We start from the raw sequence: 22446 nt of genomic DNA on the forward strand, positions 1-22446 counted from the left end.
CGCTCATCGGCGGAGGTGCTTCATGGGACGTTCGATATCAGGGCAGTTCCTGCGCGGCTTCGCAATTGGCGCGGCGTGAATTTCGCGGTCCATCAACCTGGCTTTTCCGTCGTGTGCCGTTGCGCAGGACCGAGGGCGCTTGTCGCCCTCGCTGACACGAGGCCCTTCGATAAAGTGATGCGAAAGGGCAGCGTGTGGAGCGTGCCGCGCGAAATGAAGGGGCACGCCGCCATGCTCGCTGGGAGCGTTCTACCAGGCTTCCGATAACGAAGGCCTGCCAATGCGGCGGGTCGCTATCCCCGCCGCAACGTTGACCGCCTTCAGACCAGCCGAGCGCCCTTGACCGTGCCCACGCGCGTGAAGTGCGTGCTCTTGGACAGCATCTTGTGAAGATAGGCGGGCTGGTAGCAGGTATCCGTCAGGCTGAAGATCTGCTGTGCGTGCTGGACCGGCAGAATGCCCTGGATCTGATGCTGACCCAGCGACGACTGGTAGCAAAGGACGACATGGCCCGAGCAGAAATAGGCCGCACCATCGGCTTTGAGCAGGCTGTCCAGCGCGATGTTGATCACATCGTCGCCGTCCCAGCCGACGCTCTTCGAGATGGATCGGGCGGCCCCGGCAAGGGTGTACGAAATCTTCATTCCTTGGCCGGATGCCTGAAAGGCCTTGAAGCCCTCGTACATCATCTTGCCGGTTTCCGCGGCGCCTTCCGCAACGGTCGGGTAGTTGCAGCGGAACACTTCGTATTTGTAGCTGGCATTCTCGGTCAGGAGATTGTGTTCGTTGAGTCCGCTTCCGCTCATCTCGATGATTTGCGTGGGCGACGAGGCGATGCCGGCATGAACGTATTCCGAAGAACCACGGCCAAAGAGCTGCCCGAACCTGATGAGTTTGCTGACGGCGCTGCCATCCGAATACTTGATCATGATATCGCCGGCCTTGATCACGCCGACGATGGCGTTGCTCCTTGGTCTGGTCATCGCGAGTGTCCTTGATCTGGGGTGGCGTCGGTTCCTTGCCCTCGAAGGCAAGGAAGGGTTGGAGCCGGAATTGCATTCCAAAAAAGCTATGCACGAAGCGATTGCTTGCGACGGTTGGAATGATGCTGGCGGACAAAAATTGATCAAGGATAAATTTGTCGTGTGAGTGACGAGCGACAAAACCGGTTCCGTCCGGCGGAACCGGTGCGCGCTTCGCTTGCCTACCTCCAGTCATCATACCGACACGCCATCCCTTCCGGAGGCGTATCGGTGATCACGACGTTCAGGCCTTGCCGGCGTAGCTCTTGCCCATGCCGGCGGCCGGATCGGCCTGGGGGCCATAGGGCATGATGGGATAGCGCAGCCCGGCCTTAGACAGGCCCTTCAGCCCCTCCACTGCGCGCACCAGATCGGCCGGTGGAAAGGCCATCAGCATCTCGTCATCCGCGACGCCACCGTAACGGCGTTCCGCGTAGCAGGGCAGCGAAAGGCAGACGGTGCGGTCGCGCAGCGCCCGGCCCCAGCTGTCGGCGCAAGCGCTCTCGCCGGTGATGGAGAAGTCGTAGCGGCGATAGTTCCGCCATTGCAGCCCGTTGATGAACAGGATCATCTGCGCGGGGTTGCCATAGAACAGGCAGACATCCGGCGGATCGAGGCGGGCCGAGCGCAGCGGCGAGACGACGAGGCCATGATATTCGGGCGGCACCCGCGGCATCTGCGCCTGGTGCGCGGCGGAGGCCTCGATGTTCTGGAACCAGACGCCGTCCATCTTGCGGCCGGAGGTATAGAGCTCGGACGGCGCGTTCAGTCCGATGACGCCGCCGCAATTGCTGAATTCCGGCACGTTGTCGTGCGTGATGGCCAGCGTGAAACCCGCCATCCGGGCCTGGGTGACGAGCTGGCAGGTCGAGAAGCGCTTTCCCTCCTGTGGGCGGCGCAGCCCCGGGATGGCCTCCATCTCGGCGCTGTCGCGGAAAAGCTTCATGCCGAAGGGGAGGGAGCGCAGGCGAAGAAGATCGGACAGGGAATTCCCGAGTTCGGCGATGATGGCCGCATTGGGGGCCGGGGCCTCGGCGGAGCCGTCGTGCATGTTGTTTCCTCCTTTATTACGAGGAGGGTTGCACACGGCAGGGGGCGATGAAAGCGGCGCCCGAGTGACAAAGGCGTAGCGTCATGGCCTAATATCGGCACCGTATGGATGATCTGGCCTCTCTGCCCCCGGCTTTCGACCTGCTGCGTCCCGAACGGCAGACGAGCCCGCTTGTCTTCGCCTCCCCGCATTCCGGCCGCGACTACCCGGAGGATTTCCTGGCCTCGACACGCCTGGATGCGGTCGGCATCCGGCGCAGCGAGGATGCCTTCGTCGACGAGCTCTTCGCGGCCGCCCCTGCTTTCGGCGCGCCCCTTCTGACGGCCCGCTTCCCCCGCGCCTGGTGCGACGCGAACCGGGAGCCGTGGGAGCTGGATCCCGGCATGTTCGACACGCCGCTGCCGAGCTGGGTGAACAGCGCCAGCCCGCGGGTCGGTGCGGGGCTGGGCACCATCGCGCGGGTCGTGGCGACGGGCGAGACGATCTACCGCCACCGCCTTTCCTTCTGGGAAGCCGAGCGCCGGGTGCGGACCTGCTGGGAGCCCTATCACGCAGCCCTGGCCAGCCTGATCATGGCGACACGCGAGCAGTTCGGCCTCTGCCTACTGGTCGATTGCCATTCCATGCCCGCCCATCCGGCGCAGGCGCATGACCCCCCGGATTTCGTCCTGGGCGACGTCCATGGGACGGCCTGCGCCCCTAAGGTCACGCGGGTGGTGGAAAGCGGCCTGCAGAACCTCGGCTATCGGGTGCGCCGCAACGACCCCTATGCCGGCGGCTACATCACCCGGCACTATGGGCGCCCGCGGGAGGGCGTCCACGTCATTCAGATGGAGATCGCCCGCCCGCTCTACATGGACGAGCAGCGCATCCAGCGCAGCCCGAACTTCGAGCGGCTCCAGGCCGATCTGTCCCTTCTGATCGAGAACCTCGCGACCCAGGACTGGAAGGCCCTGGTCGCCAGATAGTCCTCAGTAGCTGCGGATCAGACCGACCAGCCGGCCCTGCACCTGCACCCGGTCGGGTCCGAAGATGCGGGTCTCATGATTGCGGTTGGCGGGTTCGAGGGCCACGGAATTGCCGCGCCGGCGCAGGCGCTTCAGGGTGACCTCGTTCTCGTCCACGAGGGCGACCACGATGTCCCCGTTCTCAGCGGAATCGCCGCGCTGGATCACCACCGTGTCGCCGTCGAGGATGCCGGCCTCGATCATCGAATCGCCTGCCACCTCCAGCGCATAATGCTCGCCGCTGCCCAGCATGCCGACCGGCACGTCCACGCCCTGGCCCTGGTCGCGCAGCGCCTCGATCGGGCTGCCCGCCGCGATCCGCCCGAAGAGGGGCAGGGTGATGGCGTTCGGCTTGTCCTGCTTCGCAGGGCGGCCGAAATTCCCCTGCACGACGTTGGGCGAGGCCTCCTCGTTCATCTCGATGCGGGGAGGGGCGGCGCTGCCGGGGCGGCGGACGACCTCGAGCGCCCGGGCGCGATGCGCGCGGCGCCGCAGGAAGCCGCGTTCCTCGAGCGCCGTGATGAGCCGATGGATGCCGGATTTCGACTTGAGGTCGAGCGCGGTCTTCATCTCGTCGAAGGAGGGGGAGAAGCCGGTCTCCTCGAGGTGTCGATCGATGAACATGAGCAACTCATGCTGTTTCCGCGTCAGCATCGGATCTGAACCTCTCCCAAGACGGGAGGTCTGCCCTCCCTCGGGCCGGCGTGAACAAACCGGCAACTAGAAATTCGTTCTAGGAAAGTTCCTTAGAATCGGTCAATGAAAAAATGACGCTGTCACAATGTTTTGTCATGCATGACGGCGGATGTTCCTGGAGAAGACCCCTGAGCGAGCTGAAAGAGAACGACGTGAAGGGCACGCTGCTCGTGGTCGGGTGGGGCTTCAGCGGCAGCGCCATCGCCGCGCGGGCTGCGCGGTCGGGGTTTCGGGTGGTCGCGACGACGCGCTCCCCTCGCAGCGCCTCTGCGCCCAACGGCGTGGAATTGTGCGATTTCGCCGATCCCGCGCCCTATTCCAGGGCGACGCATCTCATCGCCACCGCCCCGCCGGGCCCGGAGGGCGATCCGGTTTGGGCCCTGCATGGCGAGGCGCTGAAGGCCGCGCCGCTGCGGTGGGCCGGTTATCTCTCGACCACGGGCGTCTATGGGGATCGGCAGGGCGCCTGGGTGGATGAACACACCGCACCGGCGCCGGGCCAGTCCCGCAGCCGGAGGCGCCTGTCGGCGGAAGGCCAATGGGCGGCGCTCGAGACCGTCTGCGCCCTCGACCTGTTCCGCACGGCAGGCATCTACGGTCCCGGTCGCAGCGCCTTCGACGATTTGCGGGCAGGGAAGGCGCGGCGGATCGACCGGCCGGGACATGCCTTCGGCCGTATCCATCGCGAGGACATTGCGAGGGCCGTCCTGGCCGCCATGAGCTCCGCGCCCCGAGATGGCTCGCGCATCCTGCACCTGGCCGATGACGAGCCGGCCGAGCCTTCTGCCGTCACGGCCGAGGCCGCCCGGCTGCTCGGCTTGGCGCCACCGCCCCTGACGCCTTTCGAAGAGGCATGGGCGGGAATGAGCGAGATGGGGCGCAGCTTCTGGTCGGAGGACCGGCGCGTCTCGAACGTCGCGACCAAGGCGGCGCTCAGCCTCGACTGGGCCTATCCGACCTATCGGGAGGGGCTAGGCGCCATCCTCGCCGAGGAGCGCGCCCAGGGTCCGGCCCAGGAGTGAGAGATCCTGCGGCCGGGACAGGCGATGGTCGCCGTCCTTGATCAGTGCGATCTCCACGTCCTGCCCGGTGAGGCGTTCCGCGATGCGCAGGCTGTGCTGCCAGGGCACGTCCGGGTCGTCCTGCCCATGCAGCAGCCGGACCGGAACGTCGAGTTCGATCGGCCCGCCGAGGATCAGGTGGTTCCGGCCGTCCTCGATCAGCGCGCGGGTGATGGGATAGGCGTCGCCATAGGCGCTCGGCCGCGTCCAGGACCCTTCGCGCAGGATCTCCTCGCGGACGGCAGGGGGGAACTGCGCCCACATCAGCTCCTCGGTGAAGTCCGGGGCAGGGGCGATGCCGATCACGCCCGCGACGCGCTCCGGATGGCGCAGCGCCAGCAGCAGCGCGATCCATCCCCCCATGGAGGAGCCGATCAGGATCTGCGGGCCGGTCGTCAGGGCCTGGAGGGCGGAGGCGGCATCGGCGGTCCAGGCGCCGATCGTCCCCTCCTCGAATCGGCCGCCCGAGGCGCCGTGACCGCTGTAGTCGAAGCGCAGGAAGGCGCGGCCGCGCGCCGCGCACCACTCGGCGAGATAGGCGGCCTTGCTGCCCGTCATGTCGCTGTGGAAGCCGCCCAGGAAGACCACGCCGGGGCCTTTGCCCTCGATCGCGCGGTAGGCGAGGGGCGTCTCGCCCAGATTTCCGATGCGTTCCTGCATGCGCTTTCGATGGCACGCATGGTTGCCGTCGTCCATGGCCGGGATTAGCAACGCGTCATATGTCCCGCCCCCCCGCCATCCTGCAGGTGCTGCCCGCGCTGGAGTCCGGCGGCGTCGAGCGCGGAACCCTCGAGATCGCCGAAGCCATCCAGGCGGCGGGCTTCCGGGCCATCGTCGCCTCGGCCGGCGGCCGCCTGGTGCCGGAGCTGGAGGCGCTGGGTGCGCGGCACGTCACCCTGCCGCTCGTCACCAAGTCGCCGGCCGGCATCTGGCGCAACGCGGCCCGGCTGACCGAGCTGGCGCGGGAGGAAGGCGTGCGGATCATCCATGCGCGCTCCCGCGCGCCGGCCTGGTCGGCGCTGCTGGCGGCGCGGCGCAGCGGCGCGCATTTCGTCACCACCTATCACGGCACCTATGGCGAGGGCTGGCCGGGCAAGCGGCTCTATAATTCCGTGATGGTCCGCGGGGAGCGGGTGATCGCGATCAGCCACCACATCGCCGATCACATCCGCCGCATCTACGGGCCTCGCGAGGCCATCCGCGTGATCCACCGCGGCGTCGACCTGCGGCGCTTCGACCCGGCCGCCGTGGCGCCGGCGCGCATCGAGGCGCAGCGGCAATCCTGGTCCCTGCCGGCCGGCAGCCAGGTCGCGCTCCTGCCCGCGCGCATGACGCGCTGGAAGGGGCATGAGGTGCTGATCCGCGCGCTTCCCCGTCTTCCGCAGGTGGTGGCGGTCCTGGCGGGCGATACCGCGGGCCGCGAACGCTACGTGGGCGAGCTGCGCGCCCTGGCGGAGGCGGAGGGCGTGGCCGGGCGCCTCCGCTTCGCGGGCCACGTCACGGACATGCCGGCGGCGATGCTCGGGGCCGATCTCGTGATCCATGCCAGCATCGAGCCGGAGGCCTTCGGGCGGACCGTCACCGAAGCCCAGGCCCTCGCACGCCCGGTCATCGCTGCCGATCTCGGCGGGCCGCGTGAGACGGTGGAGGACGGTATCACGGGCTGGCTGACCCCGCCCGGGGATGCGCCCGCGCTGGCCGGCACTATTGCTAAGGTGCTGGAGCTGCCCGCCGCGGACCTCGCGGCCATCGGGGAGGCGGCGCGCCGCGGCGTACCGACGCTGGAGGCCATGCAGCAGGCCACGCTGGCCGTGTATCGGGAATTGCTGTGACCCGGCGCATCCTCGTCATCAAGCTCGCGGCGCTGGGCGACTTCGTGCAGGCCTTCGGGCCCTTCGCCGCGATCCGGCGGCATCACCCCGATGCCGAGATCACGCTGCTGACCACGCGGCCCTTCGCGCCGCTCGCGGCCGATAGCCCCTGGTTCGATCGCGTCTGGTCGGATGGGCGGCCCCCATGGTGGGACCTGGCCGGGGTCCTGCGCCTGGCGCGCCGGCTTCGCGCCGCGCGGTTCGACCGCGTCTATGACCTCCAGACCTCCGGAAGGTCGTCGCGCTACCGCTGCTTCGTCGGTTCCGGCGTCGAGTGGTCCGGCATCGCGCGCGGCGCCTCGCATCCCGACCTGGATCCGCGTCGCAACCAGCTTCACACTGCCGAGCGTCAGCGCGGCCAGCTGATGGCCGCCGGCATCACGGATTTCCCCGAGTCAGATACCGTCTGGCTGGATTCGGACGTGTCCGGGCTCGGGCTGCCGCGCGATTTCACGCTGCTGCTTCCCGGCGCCTCGCCCACCCGGCCGGGCAAGCGCTGGCCGGCAGCGCGGTTCGGCGAGCTGGCGGCGCGCCTCGGCGGCCCCACGGTCGTCTGCGGGATCGCGTCCGAAGGTCCTCTGGCGCAGGAAATCCGCCGTCACGCCCCGGATGCCATCGACCTCACGGGGCGGACGAACCTGCGGCAGCTGGCGGCGGTGGCCCGGCTGGCGCGCCGGGCGGTGGGCAATGACAGCGGCCCCACCCATCTCGCCGCGACGGTCGGCTGCCCGACCGTGGCCCTCTTCGGCGATGAGAGTGATCCCGCCCTCTGCGCGCCGCGCGGAAGGTCCGTGACGATCCTGCGCCGCAAGCCGCTCGCGGAGCTGCCGGTGGACGAGGTGCTTCAGGCCTCGGGTGGCTGAAGGGCCCATTCGGGCCGCAGCACATGGCCGCCGCCCGGCCCATCCTGCCGGATGAAGCCGCCCGCGGCCTTCAGCAGCGCGTCGAGCGTGCCGTGGCCGGCGAAGTCGCTGCCGCGCAGCGTCCAGCCGGTCCTGTCGCGCACCATCTGCCCGAGATGGGGCACATGCACCGGGTCCTGTGCCTCCATCATGATGTCGCGCACGACGCCGAGGAGATCGGTGGCGGTCGTCTCGCCGAAGGCCTCGCCCGGCTCCGGGGAGGCCTGCCAGCCGAGCCAGCCGGCCAGGACGTCGAGGCCGATCACCTCGTCGGCGGCCGAGCGGACGATGCGCCCAACCTCCGGATGCGCCACCAGCCGGGTGCGGCGGTCCGCCGCGCGAAGGCGCAGCAGGAGCGGAACGAAGTCCGAATCGGTCGAAAGCAGCGTGAATTCGTCCAGATGCGTGGGCGAGAGCATCGCCTCCATCGCGTCCAGCGCGATACGGACATCCGCCGCGTTCTTCAGCCGGGTCAGCTTGGGGCAGTCGACCACGTCGAAGCCGCTCGCCATGAAGGCCCAGCGGAAATCCGCATAGCGGAAGCGGGAGCCGTCATGATCCAGCATCCCCGCCGGATTCATGTAGCAGCGGCGGATGAGCGCCCTCCGCGGGCGATCGGCCAGAAGCCGTTCCAGCCAGAGTTCGGGCTGTTGGGCGAAGCGGAGCGCGGCCTCGCTGCCGGCGCCCTCCCGCAGGCCGGAGACGAGATTGTCGAAGTCGAGGAAGATCGCGCTGCGCAATTCGGGCATTGGGGGCATGCATGATTTTGCCGCTCCCGGTGCTTCGACGCAATGAGTCGGGCCTTGACCGGAAAAGGCGCTCTCCCCATGGTCCGCCGTTCGCTTCCAGCCAGTCACAGCAAGAGATATCCTAGATGCCCGCCATCACCCTGCCCGACGGTTCCATCCGCCAGTTCGATGGTGCGGTGACCGGGACGGAGGTGGCTGCGGCCATCGGTCCCGGCCTCGCCAAGGCGGCGCTCGCCATGGCCGTGAACGGCAAGCTCACCGACCTCTCCGAGTCCATCGCCGCCGACGCGTCGCTGCGCTTCATCACCCGCCGCGACGCCGAGGCGCTCGAGCTCATCCGGCACGACACCGCCCATGTGCTGGCCGAAGCCGTGCAGGAGCTGTTCCCCGGCACCCAGGTCACCATCGGGCCGTCGATCGAGAACGGCTTCTATTACGACTTCGCCCGCAACGAGCCCTTCACCCCCGAGGACTTCGCCGCCATCGAGGCGAAGATGCGCGAGATCGTCGGCCGCGGTGCGGCCTTCCGGCGCAGCGTGGTGAGCCGCGAGGAGGCGATCGAGCTCTTCCAGAAGAAGGGTGAGCGCTTCAAGGTCGAACTCATCCAGGACCTACCCGAGAGCGAAACCATCAGCCTCTACAGCCAGGGCGACTGGATCGACCTCTGCCGCGGGCCGCATATGCGCAGCACCGCGGATATCGGCACCGCCTTCAAGCTGACCAAGGTGGCCGGCGCCTATTGGCGCGGCAAGCCGGAGAACCCGGTGCTGTCGCGCATCTACGGCACCGCTTGGCGCGACCAGAAGGAGCTCGACGCCTATCTCCACATGATCGAGGAGGCCGAGAAGCGCGACCATCGCCGCATCGGCAAGGAGATGAACCTCTTCCATCTGCAGGAGGAGGCGACTGGCAGCGTCTTCTGGCACCCGAAGGGCTGGAAGCTCTACCGGACCGTCGAGGACTACATGCGCCGGCAGCTGGACGCGGCCGACTACCAGGAGGTGAAGACCCCCCAGCTCGTCGACCGGCGCCTCTGGGAGGCTTCCGGCCACTGGGAGAAGTTCCGCCACGCTATGTTCCTCGCCAGGGTCGAGGACAAGGACGAGGGCGACCGCACCTATGCGCTGAAGCCGATGAACTGCCCCTGCCACGTGCAGATCTTCAACCAGGGCATCCGCAGCTACCGTGAGCTGCCGCTGCGCATGGCGGAGTTCGGTGCCTGCCACCGCTTCGAGCCCTCGGGCGCGCTGCACGGGATCATGCGGGTGCGGGCCTTCACCCAGGACGACGCCCATATCTTCTGCGAGGAGCACCAGATCGCCGAGGAGACCGTCCGCTTCGTCGAGCTGCTCTCGGGCATCTACCGCGACCTGGGCTTCAGCGAGTTCCGCGTGAAGTTCAGCGACCGCCCCGAGGTGCGCGCCGGCGACGACGCCACCTGGGACCGGGCGGAGGGCGCCCTCAAGGAGGCCTGCAAGATCGCCGGCGTCGATTTCGAGCTGAATCCGGGGGAGGGCGCCTTCTACGGCCCGAAGCTGGAATTCGTGCTGCGCGACGCGATCGGCCGCGACTGGCAGTGCGGCACCCTGCAGGTCGACTTCGTGATGCCGGAGCGCCTGGACGCGACCTATGCGGCCGAGGACGGGACCCGCAAGCGGCCCGTCATGCTGCACCGCGCCATCCTCGGCAGCTTCGAGCGCTTCCTCGGCATGCTCATCGAGCAGTATGCCGGCCGCTTCCCGCTCTGGCTGGCGCCGGTGCAGATCGTCGTGGCGACCATCGTGTCCGACACCGACGACTATGCCCGCCAGGTGAAGGCCGCCTTCGACAAGGCCGGCCTGCGCGTCGAGTTCGATCTGCGGAACGAGAAGATCAACCGCAAGGTGGTCGACCATATCGAGCAGCGGGTGCCGGTGCTGGCGGTCATCGGGCGGCGGGAGGCGGAGCAGGGCCAGGTCGTGCTGCGCCGGCTGCCGGGGCGCGAGCAGCAGGTGTTTTCGCTGGCGGAGGCCGTGGAGCATCTCGTAAAGGAGGCGACTCCTCCCGATATGGCGAAGTCGCTGGCGGATGTGGTTGCGGCCTGACGCGCCGCGACGCATAAGACGATCTGAAATTCCGCCGTAACTGAGACAGGAGACGACGATAGCACGAGGCCCTATGCCCCAGACGCCCCCTTCCCGCGAGGGGCCGCGCGTGAACGAGGAGATCCGTGTTCCGCAGGTGCGCCTCATCGACGAGGCCGGTGAAATGCTGGGCGTGATGAGTATCCGGGACGCGCTGTACAAGGCGTACCAGTCGGGGCTCGACCTGCTCGAGATCAGCCCGAACGCGGTCCCGCCTGTCTGCAAGATCACCGATTACGGCAAGTTCAAGTACGAGCAGCAGAAGAAGGCCAACGAGGCCCGCAAGAAGCAGAAGGTCGTCGAGATCAAGGAAATCAAGGTTCGTCCGAACATTGATGACCATGACTACGACGTGAAGATGAAGCAGGCGCGGAGTTTCATTGGCGAGGGCGACAAGGTGAAGGTCACCCTGCGCTTCCGTGGACGCGAGATGGCGCACCAGGAGCTTGGCGTGAAGCTTCTCGAGCGCATCCGTTCCGAGCTCGTCGAGCTGGTGAAGGTCGAGTCCATGCCTCGCCTCGAGAACCGGCAGATGATCATGGTGCTCGCCCCCAAGTAAGGGCGACGCTGCCGGCCGGCCTCCGGGCTGGCCGGGCCGCATGCGGGTCGGTCCCGGTGTTTCCGGGCTCCCGCCCATCCATCGCTTGACTTTATGAGATTGGGCGCTTAGGCGCTTCCTGTCGGCATCGCCCGACATGAGTCCCGCATCAGGTGGGATTCCCGTCGCTCCGCGAGTTTCGCGCAGCGGCGCGTTTTTGTTTGGAGTGGGTTTCGCGTGTTCGAAGCGCTTGGCAATAGGCTTCAGGGAGTGTTCGACCGGCTGCGCGGCCGTGGCGCGCTGTCCGAGTCTGACGTGTCCGACGCGCTGCGCGAGGTTCGCGTCGCCCTGCTCGAGGCGGATGTCGCCCTGCCGGTCGTGCGGGACATCATCGCGAAGGTCCGTGAACGGGCCGTCGGGCAGGAGGTCATCCGCTCGATCCAGCCGGGCCAGCAGGTCGTCAAGATCGTCCATGACGCGCTGGTCGAGGCGCTGGGTGGTGGCGATGAGGGCGCGCGTGGCCTCGACCTGAACGCGCCTTCGCCGATCCCCATCCTCATGGTCGGCCTGCAGGGCTCCGGTAAGACCACGACCTCCGGCAAGATCGCGCTGCGCCTCAAGGGGCGCGAGCGCAAGAAGGTCCTGCTGGCGAGCCTCGACGTGCATCGCCCCGCTGCGCAGCTGCAGCTCGCCCAGTTGGCCGAGCGCGCGGAGGTGGTGAGCCTGCCCATCGTCGCCGGCCAGTCGCCGCTCCAGATCGCCGAGCGCGCCATGGATCTGGGTCGGCGCGAGCTCTACGACGTCGTCATCCTCGACACCGCCGGCCGCCTCGCCATCGACGATGCGCTGATGGACGAGGTGGCGGCGGTCAAGGCGGCGGTGAAGCCGCACGAGACCCTGCTCGTCGTCGACGCCATGACAGGCCAGGACTCCGTGAACACGGCCCGGGCCTTCAACGAGCGCGTCGGCATCACCGGCATCGTCATGACCCGCGTGGACGGCGATGCCCGTGGCGGCGCCGCCCTCTCGATGCGGGCCGTGACCGGGGCGCCGATCAAGCTGCTCGGCGCGGGCGAGAAGCTCGATGCGCTGGAGGAGTTCCATCCGGACCGCATCGCCAACCGCATCCTCGGCATGGGCGACATCGTCTCCCTCGTGGAGCGGGCGGCCGAGACCATCGACCAGGCCGAGGCCGAGAAGCTCGCGGCGCGCATGCAGAAGGGGCAGTTCAGCCTCGAGGACTATGCGAGCCAGCTGAAGCAGATCGGCAAGATGGGCAGCCTGTCGGGCATCATGGGCATGCTGCCCGGTGCCCAGAAGATCAAGCAGCAGCTGGGCGACGCCAACCTGGATCAGTCGATCCTGAAGCGTCAGGCGGCCATCATCGGCAGCATGACGATCGGCGAGCGCCGCAAGCCCGAGATCATCAAGGCGTCGCGCAAGAAGCGCATCGCCAGCGGCTCCGGTTCCTCCGTGCAGGAGGTGAACAAGCTGCTCAAGCAGTTCGAGGACATGCGCGACATGATGAAGCGCATGAACAAGATGGGTCAGAAGGGGCTGATGCGTGGCGGGCTCGCCGCGCTCCTCCCCCAAGGCCGCCGGCCGTTCTGAGATGAACCGGCCGTACACCCTTTCCAGTTCCAACTAAGGAGAGTCCCCGATGGGCCTTAAGATCCGCCTTGCCCGCGCCGGCGCCAAGAAGCGCCCCTACTACCACATCGTGGTGGCCGACAGCCGCTCGCCGCGCGACGGCCGCTTCATCGAGAAGCTGGGCAGCTACAACCCGATGCTGCCGGCCGAGCACGAGGATCGCATCCGCCTGCAGGACGAGAAGATCAAGGAGTGGCTGGGCAAGGGCGCGCTCGCGACCGACCGCGTGGCCAAGTTCCTCGGTAAGGCCGGCATCATCGAGATGCCCGTTTACCCCGAGCAGCCGAAGCAGTCCGCGCCGAAGAAGAAGGCGCAGGAGCGCGCCGCGGCTGCCGCGCGCTGATCTGAAGGCATTGGGCTGAAGGCAGATGGCGGACACGAAGGTCCTGTTGGGCGAGATCGGGAGGCCGCACGGCGTGCGGGGCCTGGTGCACGTCCGCAGCTTCACCGCCGAGCCGGAGGGCCTGACGGCCTATGGTCCGCTGACGGATGAGAGCGGCACCCGGCGCTTCGCGCTGGAGCTGCTCACCGCCGATCTCGCGCGGATCGAGGGGGTGCAGGACCGGGATGCCGCGGCGCGGCTGACCGGCACCAAGCTCTACGCCCTTCGCGATGCGCTGCCGCCGACGGAGGATCCGGAGGAGTTCTACCTCTCGGATCTCGAGGGTCTTCCCGCCTTCACCGAGGACGGGGCTTCGCTGGGCCGGGTTCGTGCCGTCGAGGATCACGGGGCAGGGGCCTTCCTGGTGCTGGAGGGTCCGCCCGAGCGGCTGGTCCCCTTCACGCGCGCGTCGGTTCCGGTCGTGGACCTGGCGGCTGGGCGCATCGTCGTGGCGCCGCCTGCCGAGGTCGTCGTGGAAGGGGAGGAGGGCGCATGAGCTGGTCCGCCACCCTCCTGACGCTCTTCCCCGAGATGTTCCCGGGTCCGCTCGGCACCTCGCTCGCCGGGCGCGCCCTGCGCGAGGGCATCTGGTCCTGCGAGGCGCGCGACATCCGTGCGCAGGCGCTGGACCGGCACCGCACGGTCGACGACACGCCGTTCGGCGGCGGCGCGGGTATGGTGATGCGGCCGGACGTGGTGGATGCGGCGATCGCCGCGGCCATGCCGGCAGGCGATCCGCGCCCGCTGATCTACCTGACGCCGCGCGGGCGGCTGCTCGACCAGGCGCTGGTCCGTCAGCTGGCGGCCGGGCCGGGCGTGGTGCTGCTCTGCGGCCGCTACGAGGGCGTCGACCAGCGCGTGATCGAGGCCCGCGGGATGATCGAGGTCTCCATCGGGGACTACGTCCTCTCCGGCGGGGAGATCGGGGCGCTGACGCTGCTTGACGCCTGCATCCGGCTTCTGCCCGGCGTCATGGGCGCGGCCGAGAGCGCGGTCGAGGAAAGCCACAGCGCCGGGCTCCTCGAATACCCGCAATACACCCGGCCCGCCGAATGGCAGGGCCGCGCCGTGCCGCAAGTGCTCCTCTCCGGCCACCATGCCGAGGTCGCGCGCTGGCGGCGGCAGGAATCCGAGGCCGCGACGCGCGAGCGCCGGCCGGACCTATGGACCCGAACGCAGGTTGCCGCCGATGGCGCCGCAGCCTAGATGCACATATCGAAAGGACTAATCCCATGAACCTGCTGCAGCAATTCGATGCCGACCAGAAGGCCCGCCTCATCGCCACGCGGCCCGTGCCGGAATTCGCCCCGGGCGACACCGTGCGCGTGATGGTCCGGGTCGTCGAGGGCGAGCGCGTCCGCACCCAGGCCTACGAGGGCGTGGTGATCGCGCGGTCCAACCGCGGCCTGCACAGCAACTTCACGGTCCGCAAGCTCTCCTACGGCGAGGGCGTGGAGCGCGTCTTCCCGGTGCATTCCCCGGCGATCGCCGACATCGTCGTCGTGCGTCGTGGTAAGGTGCGGCGCGCCAAGCTGTACTACCTGCGCGGCCGGACGGGTAAGTCGGCGCGTATCGCCGAGAAGCTGGGGCTGCGACCCACCGCTCAGGCGGCGGCCCCCGCGGCAGCCGGCGAGGCCAGCGAGGCCTGAGGCCTCCACCAACAGGCCGCGCCGCGAGGCGCGGCCTTTTTTGATCCATACCCTGTAGGTATTGGGGGAAATGCTAATGAGCGCCGAAAAGCCGCGCACCTTGTTCGATAAGATCTGGGCGCATCACGTCGTGGACACGCTCGCCGACGGGACGGCCCTTCTCTACATCGACCGCCACCTCGTCCACGAGGTCACCAGCCCCCAGGCCTTCGAAGGCCTTCGCGTCGCCGGCCGCCCGGTGCACCGTCCCGACGCGACCATCGCCGTCGTGGACCACAACATCGCGACCGACAGCAGCCGCCGCACCGGGATCCTGGATCCCGAGAGCCGCCTGCAGGTCGAGACGCTGGAGCAGAACGTCGCCGCCTTCGGCGTGCCCTACATCCCGCTGCTCGATGCGCGGCAGGGCATCGTCCATGTGATCGGGCCCGAGCTCGGCCTCTCGCTGCCCGGCATGACGATCGTCTGCGGCGACAGCCACACCTCGACCCATGGCGCCATGGGCGCGCTCGCCTTCGGCATCGGCACGAGCGAGGTGGAGCACGTCCTCGCCACGCAGACGCTGCTGCAGAAGCCGGCGAAGAACATGCGCGTGACGGTGGACGGCCAGCTGCCCATGGGCTGCACCGCCAAGGACATCGTGCTGGCCATCATCGGCAAGATCGGCACGGCCGGCGGCACCGGCCACGTCATCGAATTCGCCGGCGAGGCGATCCGCGCGCTCGACATGGCGGGGCGGATGACGGTCTGCAACATGAGCATCGAGGCCGGTGCCCGCGCCGGCATGGTGGCCCCCGACCAGACGACCTTCGACTACGTGAAGGGGCGCCCGCACGCGCCGCAGGGCGAGGCCTTCGACCGTGCGGTGGCCTGGTGGTCGACCCTGCCGAGCGATCCGGGCGCGCATTTCGACAAGGAAGTCTCCCTCCGCGCCGAGGAGATCGTGCCCATGGTGACCTGGGGCACGAGCCCCGAGGACGTGGCGCCCATCACGGCCCTGGTGCCCGATCCGGACGCGGCGGATGACGAGACGCGCCGCGCCCAGCTCCAGCGCATGGTGGAGTATATGGGCCTGACGCCGGGCCAGAAGCTCACCGACCTCAAGGTGGATGTCGTCTTCATCGGCAGCTGCACCAACAGCCGCATCGAGGACATCCGTGCCGCGGCGGCCATCGCGAAGGGCCGCCATGTCGCCGAGGGCGTCCGGGCGATGGTCGTGCCGGGATCGGGGCTGGTGAAGCAGCAGGCAGAGGCCGAGGGCCTCGACCGCGTCCTCGTCGAGGCCGGCTTCGAGTGGCGCGAGGCCGGTTGCTCGATGTGCCTCGGCATGAACCCGGACAAGCTGACGCCGGGCCAGCGCTCGGCCAGCACCTCCAACCGCAACTTCGAGGGGCGGCAGGGCCCGGGCGGCCGGACGCATCTGCTGTCGCCGGCCATGGCGGCCGCGGCCGCGCTGGCGGGGCATCTGGCCGATGTCCGCGACTGGCAACCCGTTGGGAGCGCCTGATCCATGAAGCCCTTCACGACCCTGACTGGCGTCGCGGCGCCCCTGCCGGCCGCCAATGTCGACACCGACAAGATCATCCCGGCGCGCTTCCTCAAGACCATCGCGCGCACGGGCCTCGGCAAGCATCTCTTCGCCAATATGCGCTTCAACGCGGATGGTTCGGAGAAGCCCGACTTCGTGCTGAACCAGCCAGCCTACCGCAATGCCGAGATCCTCATTGCCTTCGAGAATTTCGGCTGCGGCAGCTCGCGTGAGCACGCGCCCTGGGCGCTGCTGGACTTCGGCATCCGCTGCGTCATCGCGCCGGACTTCGCCGACATCTTCCACAACAACAGCTTCAAGAACGGCATCCTGCCGGTGAAGCTGCCGCGGGAGATCTGCGAGAAGCTCATGGAAGACGCGAAGCTGGGCGGCAATGCCCGCCTGACCGTCGATCTCGAGCGCTCGGTCGTCATCCGGCCGAACGGGGAGGAAATCCCCTTCGCGATCGACGCCTTCCGCCGCCATTGCCTGCTGAACGGCCTCGACGACATCGGTCAGACGCTGCAGCACAAGTCCGCCATCGATGGCTTCGAGGCGCGTCAGCGCGCCGCGCAGCCCTGGCTCTACGGTTGAGAGAATCCTGATGTCTGCGAACAAGAAGCTGCTGGTTCTGCCCGGCGACGGCATTGGCCCCGAGGTGATGGCCGAGGTGCGTCGCGTGATCGATTGGATGGGGCGGAACCGCCGCGCCAGCTTCGAGATCGTCGAGGGCCTCGTGGGCGGCGCCGCCCTTGATGCCGAGGGCACGCCGTGCCCCGACAAGACGGTCGAGGCGGCGCGCGATGCCGATGCCGTGCTCTTCGGCAGCGTCGGCGGCCCGAAGTGGGATTCGCTGCCCTTCGACCAGCGCCCCGAGCTCGGCATCCTGCGCCTGCGCAAGGACCTGGGCCTTTTTGCGAATCTGCGCCCGGCCATCGTGTTCGATCCGCTGGCCGATGCCTCCTCGCTCAAGCAGGACGTCGTGCGCGGCCTCGACGTCATGATCGTGCGTGAGAGCACGGGCGGTATCTACTTCGGCGAGCCGCGCGGTGTTCACACCGATTCGAACGGCAAGCGCGTCGGCATCGACACCGAGGTCTATTCCGAGGACGAGATCGCCCGCGTCGCGCGAGTCGCCTTCGACCTCGCGCGCAAGCGCCGCAACAAGGTGACGAGCACCGAGAAGGCCAATGTGATGCAGAGCGGCCGCCTCTGGCGCGCCGTGGTCAGCGAGGTCCACAAGGCCGAGTTCGCCGATGTCGAACTTGAGCACATGTACGCCGACAACGCGGCCATGCAGCTCTGCTCGCGCCCCAAGCAGTTTGACGTGATCCTGGCATCCAACCTCTTCGGCGACGTGCTGAGCGACCTGGCGGCCGCCCTGACGGGCTCGCTGGGCATGCTGCCCTCGGCGACGCTGGGAGCGGTGGGCTCCAATGGGAAGCGCCATGCGCTGTACGAGCCGATTCACGGCTCCGCGCCGGACATCGCGGGCAAGGGAATCGCCAATCCCTCCGCGCAGATCCTGTCCTTCGCGATGCTGCTGCGCTGGTCCTTCGGCATGGAGGAGGATGCGCGCCTCATCGAGCGTGCCGTGGAGCAGGTTCTCGCGGGCGGTCTGCGCACGGCTGACATCATGCAGACGGGCAAGAACCGCGCCGGTACGGCCGAAATGGGCGCGGCGGTGCTGCGCGAACTCGACCGTCTGAGCGCCTGATCGCATTTCTGTAAAAAACCTTGGGCCCGGGGGGCTTGCGCCCCTCGAGCGGGAGAGGTAATTCCCAGCCCACGGCACGCACCCGTAGCTCAATGGATAGAGCACCAGACTACGAATCTGGGGGTTGGAGGTTCGAGTCCTTCCGGGTGCGCCACTTCTCTTCAGCGCTGCGATGATTGAAGACTGGCAGGTTCCAGTTCGAAGCGCCATGCCTTTGTCGGGCACTCCTGATCTAGCTTCATCATCCAGTCACGGGATCCGCAGATAAGGCGGAGGCCGCGGTGCTTCTCCAAATCGCCTGCCTGGTTTGATCCGAATCTGCCGTGGGCAGCGCGGGTGAACACTCTGGGCATAGGCGCCGCAGCGGCTGTGGCCCGTTTCGAGCGCCCGGAGGCCGACGTAAGAGCCGTGCCTCCTCAATGCGTCCCGGCGGCGCTGTTCAACGACGAGACGGGCAGGTCGATCTCAATGGTCAGGCCCTCCGGCGACGCTGACCGTGTCGCCTTACCCTGAAGCTGCCCTTCGACGATGGCGTCGAACAGTTGGGAGCCAAGCCCGGCGCCCTGGTGGCTCGACGGTTGTGACGCGACAACCTCTAGCCAGCGAATCCGGCAGCGATCATCGACGTGGCTGAGCTCGATTCGAAGCCGGCCTTCGCCATCGCTGAGCGCGCCGTACTTGACGGCATTCGTCGCCAGTTCGTGGAAGATCAGCGCGATCGGGGTGAGGGCCGTTGAATCGACCGGCAGATCGTCGCCGGTGATCGTGATGCGGTCCCCGCCCGTATCGTAGGGAGCGAGAAGACGCCGCAGCAGTTCCGTCGTGGTGGTGGAAGCCCTGTCCTGGTTCCGGCGGATGAGGCGGTGCGCATCGTGGAGCGCCTTCAAACGGCCCTGAAGAGCCTCCGTCACGGCAGCCACGTCCGAGGCTTCGTAGGCGGTGAGGCGGACCAGGGCGTTCACGAGGGCGAAGAGGTTGCCGATCCGATGGTCCAGTTCACGCGCCACGATCTCGCGCTCGGCCTCGAGGTGCTTCGCGTCGTCGATATCCGTGGAGGTGCCGTACCAGCGCGTGATCGCGCCCTCCGGATTTCGCAGCGGCTTGGCGAGCACCTTGAGCCAGCGATAGCTGCCGTCGCGATATCGGAAGCGATAGTCGATCGAGTAGGTCTCTCCCGTTGCGAGGCAGGTTTTCCAGGTTTCATCGACCCTGGGTTTGTCGTCGGGATGAACCAGCTCCTTCCAGGTTTCGGGTAAGATGTCTTCGGTGGCGATGCCGGTGAACTCGGTCCAGCGGCAGTTGAAATAGTCGTGCTGCCCTTGGGCGTCCGTGCTCCAGACAATCTCCGGAATGGACTCGCTCACGATGTTGAAGCGCCTGTTGCTTTGTTCAAGCGCTTCGACAGCTTCGGTTTGCTCGGTGATATCGACGAGGATCCCCGCCAGGCATGACGCCGCGCCATTCTTGTCGCGCATCGGCTTCCCGAAAGCGGCGAACCGTCGGATCTCACCTGCCGGCGTCGTTACCCTGTATTGGCAGCGATAGTCAGAGCCGGTCGCTATCGCGGCGCCGAGGGCGCCGTAGACGCGTTCCCGATCGTCGGGGTGAATGAGCTTGGCGAGTTTGCCATGGAGAAGGCCGCGGCCCTTCCCGACATCAAACAGTTGCGGGAATTTGCCTTCGCCCGTGATGTCGCTGTCCGTCAGGTCCAGCTCCCACGTGGCGACGATCCCGCCTGCATCCAGCGCCAGATCGGCACGCTGCCGGGCAAGCGAGAGCTTACTGGCCAGCTCCTCCCGGCTGCGCATCACGATCGACAGGGTGATCGGTGCCATCGCGATCATGAAGACCGCCAATCTCATGGAGACCATGGCATGGTCGGCATGGGCGCCCGCGACATCCGGAAGGTAGGCGGCGCACATGAAGATCAGCGACCAGCAGTTGAACACGAAGGCGAGAAGGGAGACGACGAAAACGGAATAGGCCAGGCTGCACCAAAGCAGCGCCGGCACTGCGAAGGCGATGGCGCCTGGTCCTCCGACCATCATCGCGAAGGCGCCGGACGCCGCCAGCGCCAGGACCGGAACGGCCTTCCGCGTGCACAGCGCCAAGCTCCATGATCGGAGATCCGGGATCAAACTTTGAGGGAGCGGTGCAGATAGGATCACGGGCAGCAAGGCGATGTAGTTGACGAGTTCCGTGACGAACCAGAACGTCCCTGCATTGACGGCTCCGAGCCTCAGCAGGAAAGGATCCGCGAGAGCGCCCGCGAGCCCCGTCACGGCTGCCGCCACCGCCGAGACAAGGACGAGGTACAGCGCGGAAACCGGCTCGCGCATCCGCAGGGCATTCTCCGGAAGATACTGATAGACGAGATAGGCAGCCCCAATGCCGCAGAGGTTCGCTGCATTGAGCAGAAGGGCTTTTAAGAGATCGGTGCCGGCGATCAGGTCGGCCGCCATATAGGCCGCCGCGGCTGCCAGCCAAACCGATGTGCGGCGTGTATCGGGCAGGCGAACAAGCAAGCCGAGCACGACCGCATTGGCCGGCCATATCATCGCCAGATGCGCGCTCGGCCTCGTCACGATACCGAGCGCGCAGGCTGTGAAGCTGATGACACCGATGATGAGGGCGGGCGAAATCGAAGCCGAGGGCAGGCGCAAGACGTGCTTGGCATTTCTGCCCCATGCAGCGCCTTCTACGGAGTTCATCTAAGTCTCCCCGCATAAAACTGGCGCAAATTAACACATCAGACCCTTGGGGCGATCTTTTTCTATTTATGCGGCAGAGAAATCAAAATTGCGTTTCTGGAAATATTTTTTCTGATTGTTGATTATAAGAGCGGGCGGCATCCTTTTGAATCTTCAGGAGCGACCGTTTATCGGACTGGCCCGGCGGCCGCGGCGATGAAAGATTTTAACACGATTGCAGAGCTGAATGGTTTCCGCGGCGCGAGCCGGGGTGGCCACCCGTCCGACAGTTGTCATCAGCGCCGGGTGCTCCTTCGTCTCCATCGTCGGCGGCCCGCGTGGAGCGGCTCGGCTTACCTCGTGCGGGTCTATGTCGACGACGGTTGCCCAGCATCCTCCCGGGAGCGTTCGCGGCGCAGTTGCTGTTCCCGCAGGAAGATGAAGAGACCCGCGCCGATGATGATGGCGGCTCCCGCCAGGGTCAGCGGCTTGATCAGCTCGTCGAAGAAGACGTAGCCGAAGATCATGCCCCAGAGGATCAGCGTGTACTGATAGGGCACGACCACGGAGGCCGGGGCCATCCTCAACGACTGGTTCACGCAGAGATTGCCGCCCAGCGAGCCGATGCCGAGAAAGGCCATGAGGATCAGGTCCAGCACGCCCGGGGGCGTCCAGCCCTGCACCAGCACCAGGGTGCCACCGAAGGTCAGCGCCGCCACGAGCTGCGCCGTCATCAGGACGGTCCCCGGCGTGCCGGCCAGCTTGCGCGTGGCGATCAGGAAGCAGGCATAGCTGAAGCTGCCGGCCAGGGCGCAGAGCGCGCCGATGGAGAGGGAGTCGGGCGAGGGGTGCAGCGCCAGCACCACGCCGCCGAAGCCCACCGCCACGGCCGTCCAGCGGCGCCAGCCCACGCGCTCCTTCAACAGGAAGGGAGAGAGCGCCGTCACGTAGATGGGGCCGGCCATGTAGTAGGTCATGACCTCCGCCAGGGGCAGCTGCGTGAGGGCCCAGAAGAAGAGGGATGATTCCAGGGTGGAGAAGACCACGCGCAGCAACTGGAGGCCGGGGCGAGGCGCCTTGAGAAAGGCATAGGGCCCCGCCTGGTGGATAGCCGGCGCCATGGCCGCCAAGCCCGCGATGCTGCGCACCAGGAGCAATTGCCCGACCGTGTAGCCGCCCACCAACCATTTCCCGAGCGTGTCGTTGACGGCGAAGAGCAGGACGCCGACGAGCATCATCATGATGCCGCCCATGGGGCCCGTTGGCAGGGCGATCAGACGCAGTAGAGCGGACAAGACGAACAGCACCCTTCGCAGCGCTCTTCGCCCGGAATGGGCAGCGCGGCGCAGGGATATCGACAGGGTATTCCGCTGGAAAGCCCGCGAAGCGGCATGCCAGCAGCCCGAGGAGCTCAGGAGAGAAAGGGCCCCGCTACGGGCGCAGCGGAGCCCCTGTTGCTTAGCGCCTGATCGCTCTGGCGAGACCGATCAGGATGCAGGCGCCGACAAAGCCGGCCACGAGGTAGCCGAGCCAGCCGCCGAACGAAACACCAAGAAAGCCGAAGATGAAACTGGCGACGGCCGCGCCGATGATGCCGAGGAGGATATTGGCGAATATCCCCGTGTCGCTTTTCATGAAGTTGGAGGCGATCCAGCCCGCCAGGCCGCCGATGATGATGGCTGCAATCCAGCCGACGCGTGCGTCTTCCATAGAAAGTCTCCGGTTAGAGAATCCTACAAGGCACAGTGTGGCATTAAGTTTGTCGCATCCGGCATAAAAACTTCGCCTGGCGCGGAGCCCATGGGGATCA

General features: G+C 67.3%; 23 protein-coding genes and 1 tRNA gene. 16 read left to right on the forward strand and 8 right to left on the reverse strand.

Features of this window, described 5'->3' with window-relative positions; genetic code table 11:
- Window positions 1-320 precede the first annotated feature (320 nt).
- Window positions 321-929, reverse strand: coding sequence for a hypothetical protein (locus KHU32_RS16425; RefSeq protein ID WP_213671239.1), 609 nt, complete (start codon window positions 927-929; stop codon window positions 321-323).
- Window positions 930-942: 13 nt separating this feature from the next.
- Between KHU32_RS16425 and KHU32_RS16430 the strand changes: the two genes are divergently transcribed.
- Complete coding sequence (locus KHU32_RS16430) at window positions 943-1149, forward strand: hypothetical protein (RefSeq protein WP_213671240.1); 207 nt, start codon at window positions 943-945, stop codon at window positions 1147-1149.
- A 117-nt stretch (window positions 1150-1266) separates the two neighbouring features.
- Here the strand turns inward: KHU32_RS16430 and KHU32_RS16435 are convergent, their stop codons facing one another.
- A complete protein-coding gene (locus KHU32_RS16435; RefSeq protein ID WP_213671241.1) occupies window positions 1267-2073 on the reverse strand; it encodes a DUF169 domain-containing protein in 807 nt (268 codons plus the stop codon).
- Window positions 2074-2177: 104 nt separating this feature from the next.
- On the opposite strand from KHU32_RS16435, the gene KHU32_RS16440 reads away from it, so the two are divergent.
- Window positions 2178-3041 (forward strand): N-formylglutamate amidohydrolase, encoded by an 864-nt coding sequence (locus tag KHU32_RS16440; RefSeq protein ID WP_213671242.1) that lies wholly within the window; start codon window positions 2178-2180, stop codon window positions 3039-3041.
- A gap of 3 nt (window positions 3042-3044) precedes the next feature.
- On the opposite strand, the gene lexA is transcribed toward KHU32_RS16440, so the two are convergent.
- Window positions 3045-3734 (reverse strand): transcriptional repressor LexA, encoded by a 690-nt coding sequence (gene lexA / locus KHU32_RS16445; RefSeq protein WP_213671243.1) that lies wholly within the window; start codon window positions 3732-3734, stop codon window positions 3045-3047.
- Between the two features lie 194 nt (window positions 3735-3928).
- On the opposite strand from lexA, the gene KHU32_RS16450 reads away from it, so the two are divergent.
- Window positions 3929-4798, forward strand: coding sequence for a Rossmann-fold NAD(P)-binding domain-containing protein (locus KHU32_RS16450; RefSeq protein ID WP_213671244.1), 870 nt, complete (start codon window positions 3929-3931; stop codon window positions 4796-4798).
- On the opposite strand, the gene KHU32_RS16455 is transcribed toward KHU32_RS16450, so the two are convergent.
- Window positions 4748-5497: an alpha/beta hydrolase gene (locus KHU32_RS16455; protein WP_213671245.1), complete on the reverse strand. Its 750-nt coding sequence runs from the start codon at window positions 5495-5497 to the stop codon at window positions 4748-4750. The two genes, KHU32_RS16450 and KHU32_RS16455, sit on opposite strands and share 51 nt — an antisense overlap.
- A gap of 59 nt (window positions 5498-5556) precedes the next feature.
- Here KHU32_RS16455 and KHU32_RS16460 point away from each other — a divergent pair, with 59 nt between their 5' ends.
- On the forward strand, window positions 5557-6669 hold the full coding sequence (locus KHU32_RS16460) for a glycosyltransferase family 4 protein (RefSeq protein WP_213671246.1): 1113 nt from the start codon (window positions 5557-5559) through the stop codon (window positions 6667-6669).
- A complete protein-coding gene (locus tag KHU32_RS16465; protein ID WP_408887854.1) occupies window positions 6666-7571 on the forward strand; it encodes a glycosyltransferase family 9 protein in 906 nt (301 codons plus the stop codon). Before KHU32_RS16460 ends, KHU32_RS16465 begins: the two co-directional genes overlap by 4 nt.
- Here the strand turns inward: KHU32_RS16465 and KHU32_RS16470 are convergent.
- Window positions 7553-8368, reverse strand: coding sequence for an NYN domain-containing protein (locus KHU32_RS16470; RefSeq protein WP_213671247.1), 816 nt, complete (start codon window positions 8366-8368; stop codon window positions 7553-7555). The genes KHU32_RS16465 and KHU32_RS16470 overlap by 19 nt on opposite strands.
- Before the next feature lie 116 nt (window positions 8369-8484).
- Here KHU32_RS16470 and thrS point away from each other — a divergent pair, with 116 nt between their 5' ends.
- The 11 genes from thrS to KHU32_RS16525 all read left to right on the forward strand — a co-directional run bounded on the left by thrS (window position 8485) and on the right by KHU32_RS16525 (window position 18100).
- Entirely contained in the window at window positions 8485-10443 is a 1959-nt protein-coding gene (gene thrS, locus KHU32_RS16475) for a threonine--tRNA ligase (RefSeq protein ID WP_213671248.1), read from the forward strand.
- A 73-nt stretch (window positions 10444-10516) separates the two neighbouring features.
- Entirely contained in the window at window positions 10517-11041 is a 525-nt protein-coding gene (gene infC / locus KHU32_RS16480; protein WP_213671249.1) for a translation initiation factor IF-3, read from the forward strand.
- Between the two features lie 216 nt (window positions 11042-11257).
- Window positions 11258-12631, forward strand: a complete 1374-nt coding sequence (gene ffh / locus KHU32_RS16485) for a signal recognition particle protein (protein ID WP_213671250.1) — start codon at window positions 11258-11260, stop codon at window positions 12629-12631.
- Between the two features lie 49 nt (window positions 12632-12680).
- Window positions 12681-13013 carry a 30S ribosomal protein S16 gene (rpsP, locus tag KHU32_RS16490; RefSeq protein WP_213671251.1) on the forward strand — a complete coding sequence of 111 codons (333 nt, stop codon included), beginning with the start codon at window positions 12681-12683 and terminating at the stop codon, window positions 13011-13013.
- Between the two features lie 25 nt (window positions 13014-13038).
- The gene (gene rimM / locus KHU32_RS16495; protein ID WP_213671252.1) at window positions 13039-13548 is read left to right on the forward strand and encodes a ribosome maturation factor RimM; all 510 of its coding nucleotides are present in this window, start codon (window positions 13039-13041) and stop codon (window positions 13546-13548) included.
- Window positions 13545-14258 (forward strand): tRNA (guanosine(37)-N1)-methyltransferase TrmD, encoded by a 714-nt coding sequence (gene trmD, locus KHU32_RS16500; RefSeq protein ID WP_213671253.1) that lies wholly within the window; start codon window positions 13545-13547, stop codon window positions 14256-14258. Before rimM ends, trmD begins: the two co-directional genes overlap by 4 nt.
- Before the next feature lie 26 nt (window positions 14259-14284).
- A complete protein-coding gene (gene rplS / locus KHU32_RS16505; protein WP_213671254.1) occupies window positions 14285-14701 on the forward strand; it encodes a 50S ribosomal protein L19 in 417 nt (138 codons plus the stop codon).
- Window positions 14702-14771: 70 nt separating this feature from the next.
- Window positions 14772-16208: a 3-isopropylmalate dehydratase large subunit gene (leuC, locus tag KHU32_RS16510; protein ID WP_408887855.1), complete on the forward strand. Its 1437-nt coding sequence runs from the start codon at window positions 14772-14774 to the stop codon at window positions 16206-16208.
- 3 nt (window positions 16209-16211) lie between these two features.
- Window positions 16212-16823, forward strand: a complete 612-nt coding sequence (gene leuD, locus KHU32_RS16515) for a 3-isopropylmalate dehydratase small subunit (protein ID WP_213671256.1) — start codon at window positions 16212-16214, stop codon at window positions 16821-16823.
- 10 nt (window positions 16824-16833) lie between these two features.
- A complete protein-coding gene (leuB, locus tag KHU32_RS16520; RefSeq protein WP_213671257.1) occupies window positions 16834-17946 on the forward strand; it encodes a 3-isopropylmalate dehydrogenase in 1113 nt (370 codons plus the stop codon).
- A gap of 78 nt (window positions 17947-18024) precedes the next feature.
- Window positions 18025-18100 (forward strand) — tRNA-Arg (locus KHU32_RS16525).
- Between the two features lie 262 nt (window positions 18101-18362).
- Here KHU32_RS16525 and KHU32_RS16530 read toward each other — a convergent pair.
- The 3 genes from KHU32_RS16530 to KHU32_RS16540 form a co-directional block, all read right to left on the reverse strand.
- Entirely contained in the window at window positions 18363-20657 is a 2295-nt protein-coding gene (locus tag KHU32_RS16530; RefSeq protein WP_213671258.1) for a PAS domain-containing protein, read from the reverse strand.
- A 347-nt stretch (window positions 20658-21004) separates the two neighbouring features.
- Complete coding sequence (locus tag KHU32_RS16535; RefSeq protein ID WP_249681257.1) at window positions 21005-21931, reverse strand: DMT family transporter; 927 nt, start codon at window positions 21929-21931, stop codon at window positions 21005-21007.
- Window positions 21932-22094: 163 nt separating this feature from the next.
- The gene (locus KHU32_RS16540; RefSeq protein WP_213671259.1) at window positions 22095-22346 is read right to left on the reverse strand and encodes a GlsB/YeaQ/YmgE family stress response membrane protein; all 252 of its coding nucleotides are present in this window, start codon (window positions 22344-22346) and stop codon (window positions 22095-22097) included.
- Window positions 22347-22446 lie beyond the last annotated feature (100 nt).

Source organism: Roseococcus pinisoli, assembly GCF_018413645.1.
GTDB classification, from domain to species: Bacteria; Pseudomonadota; Alphaproteobacteria; order Acetobacterales; family Acetobacteraceae; genus Roseococcus; species Roseococcus pinisoli.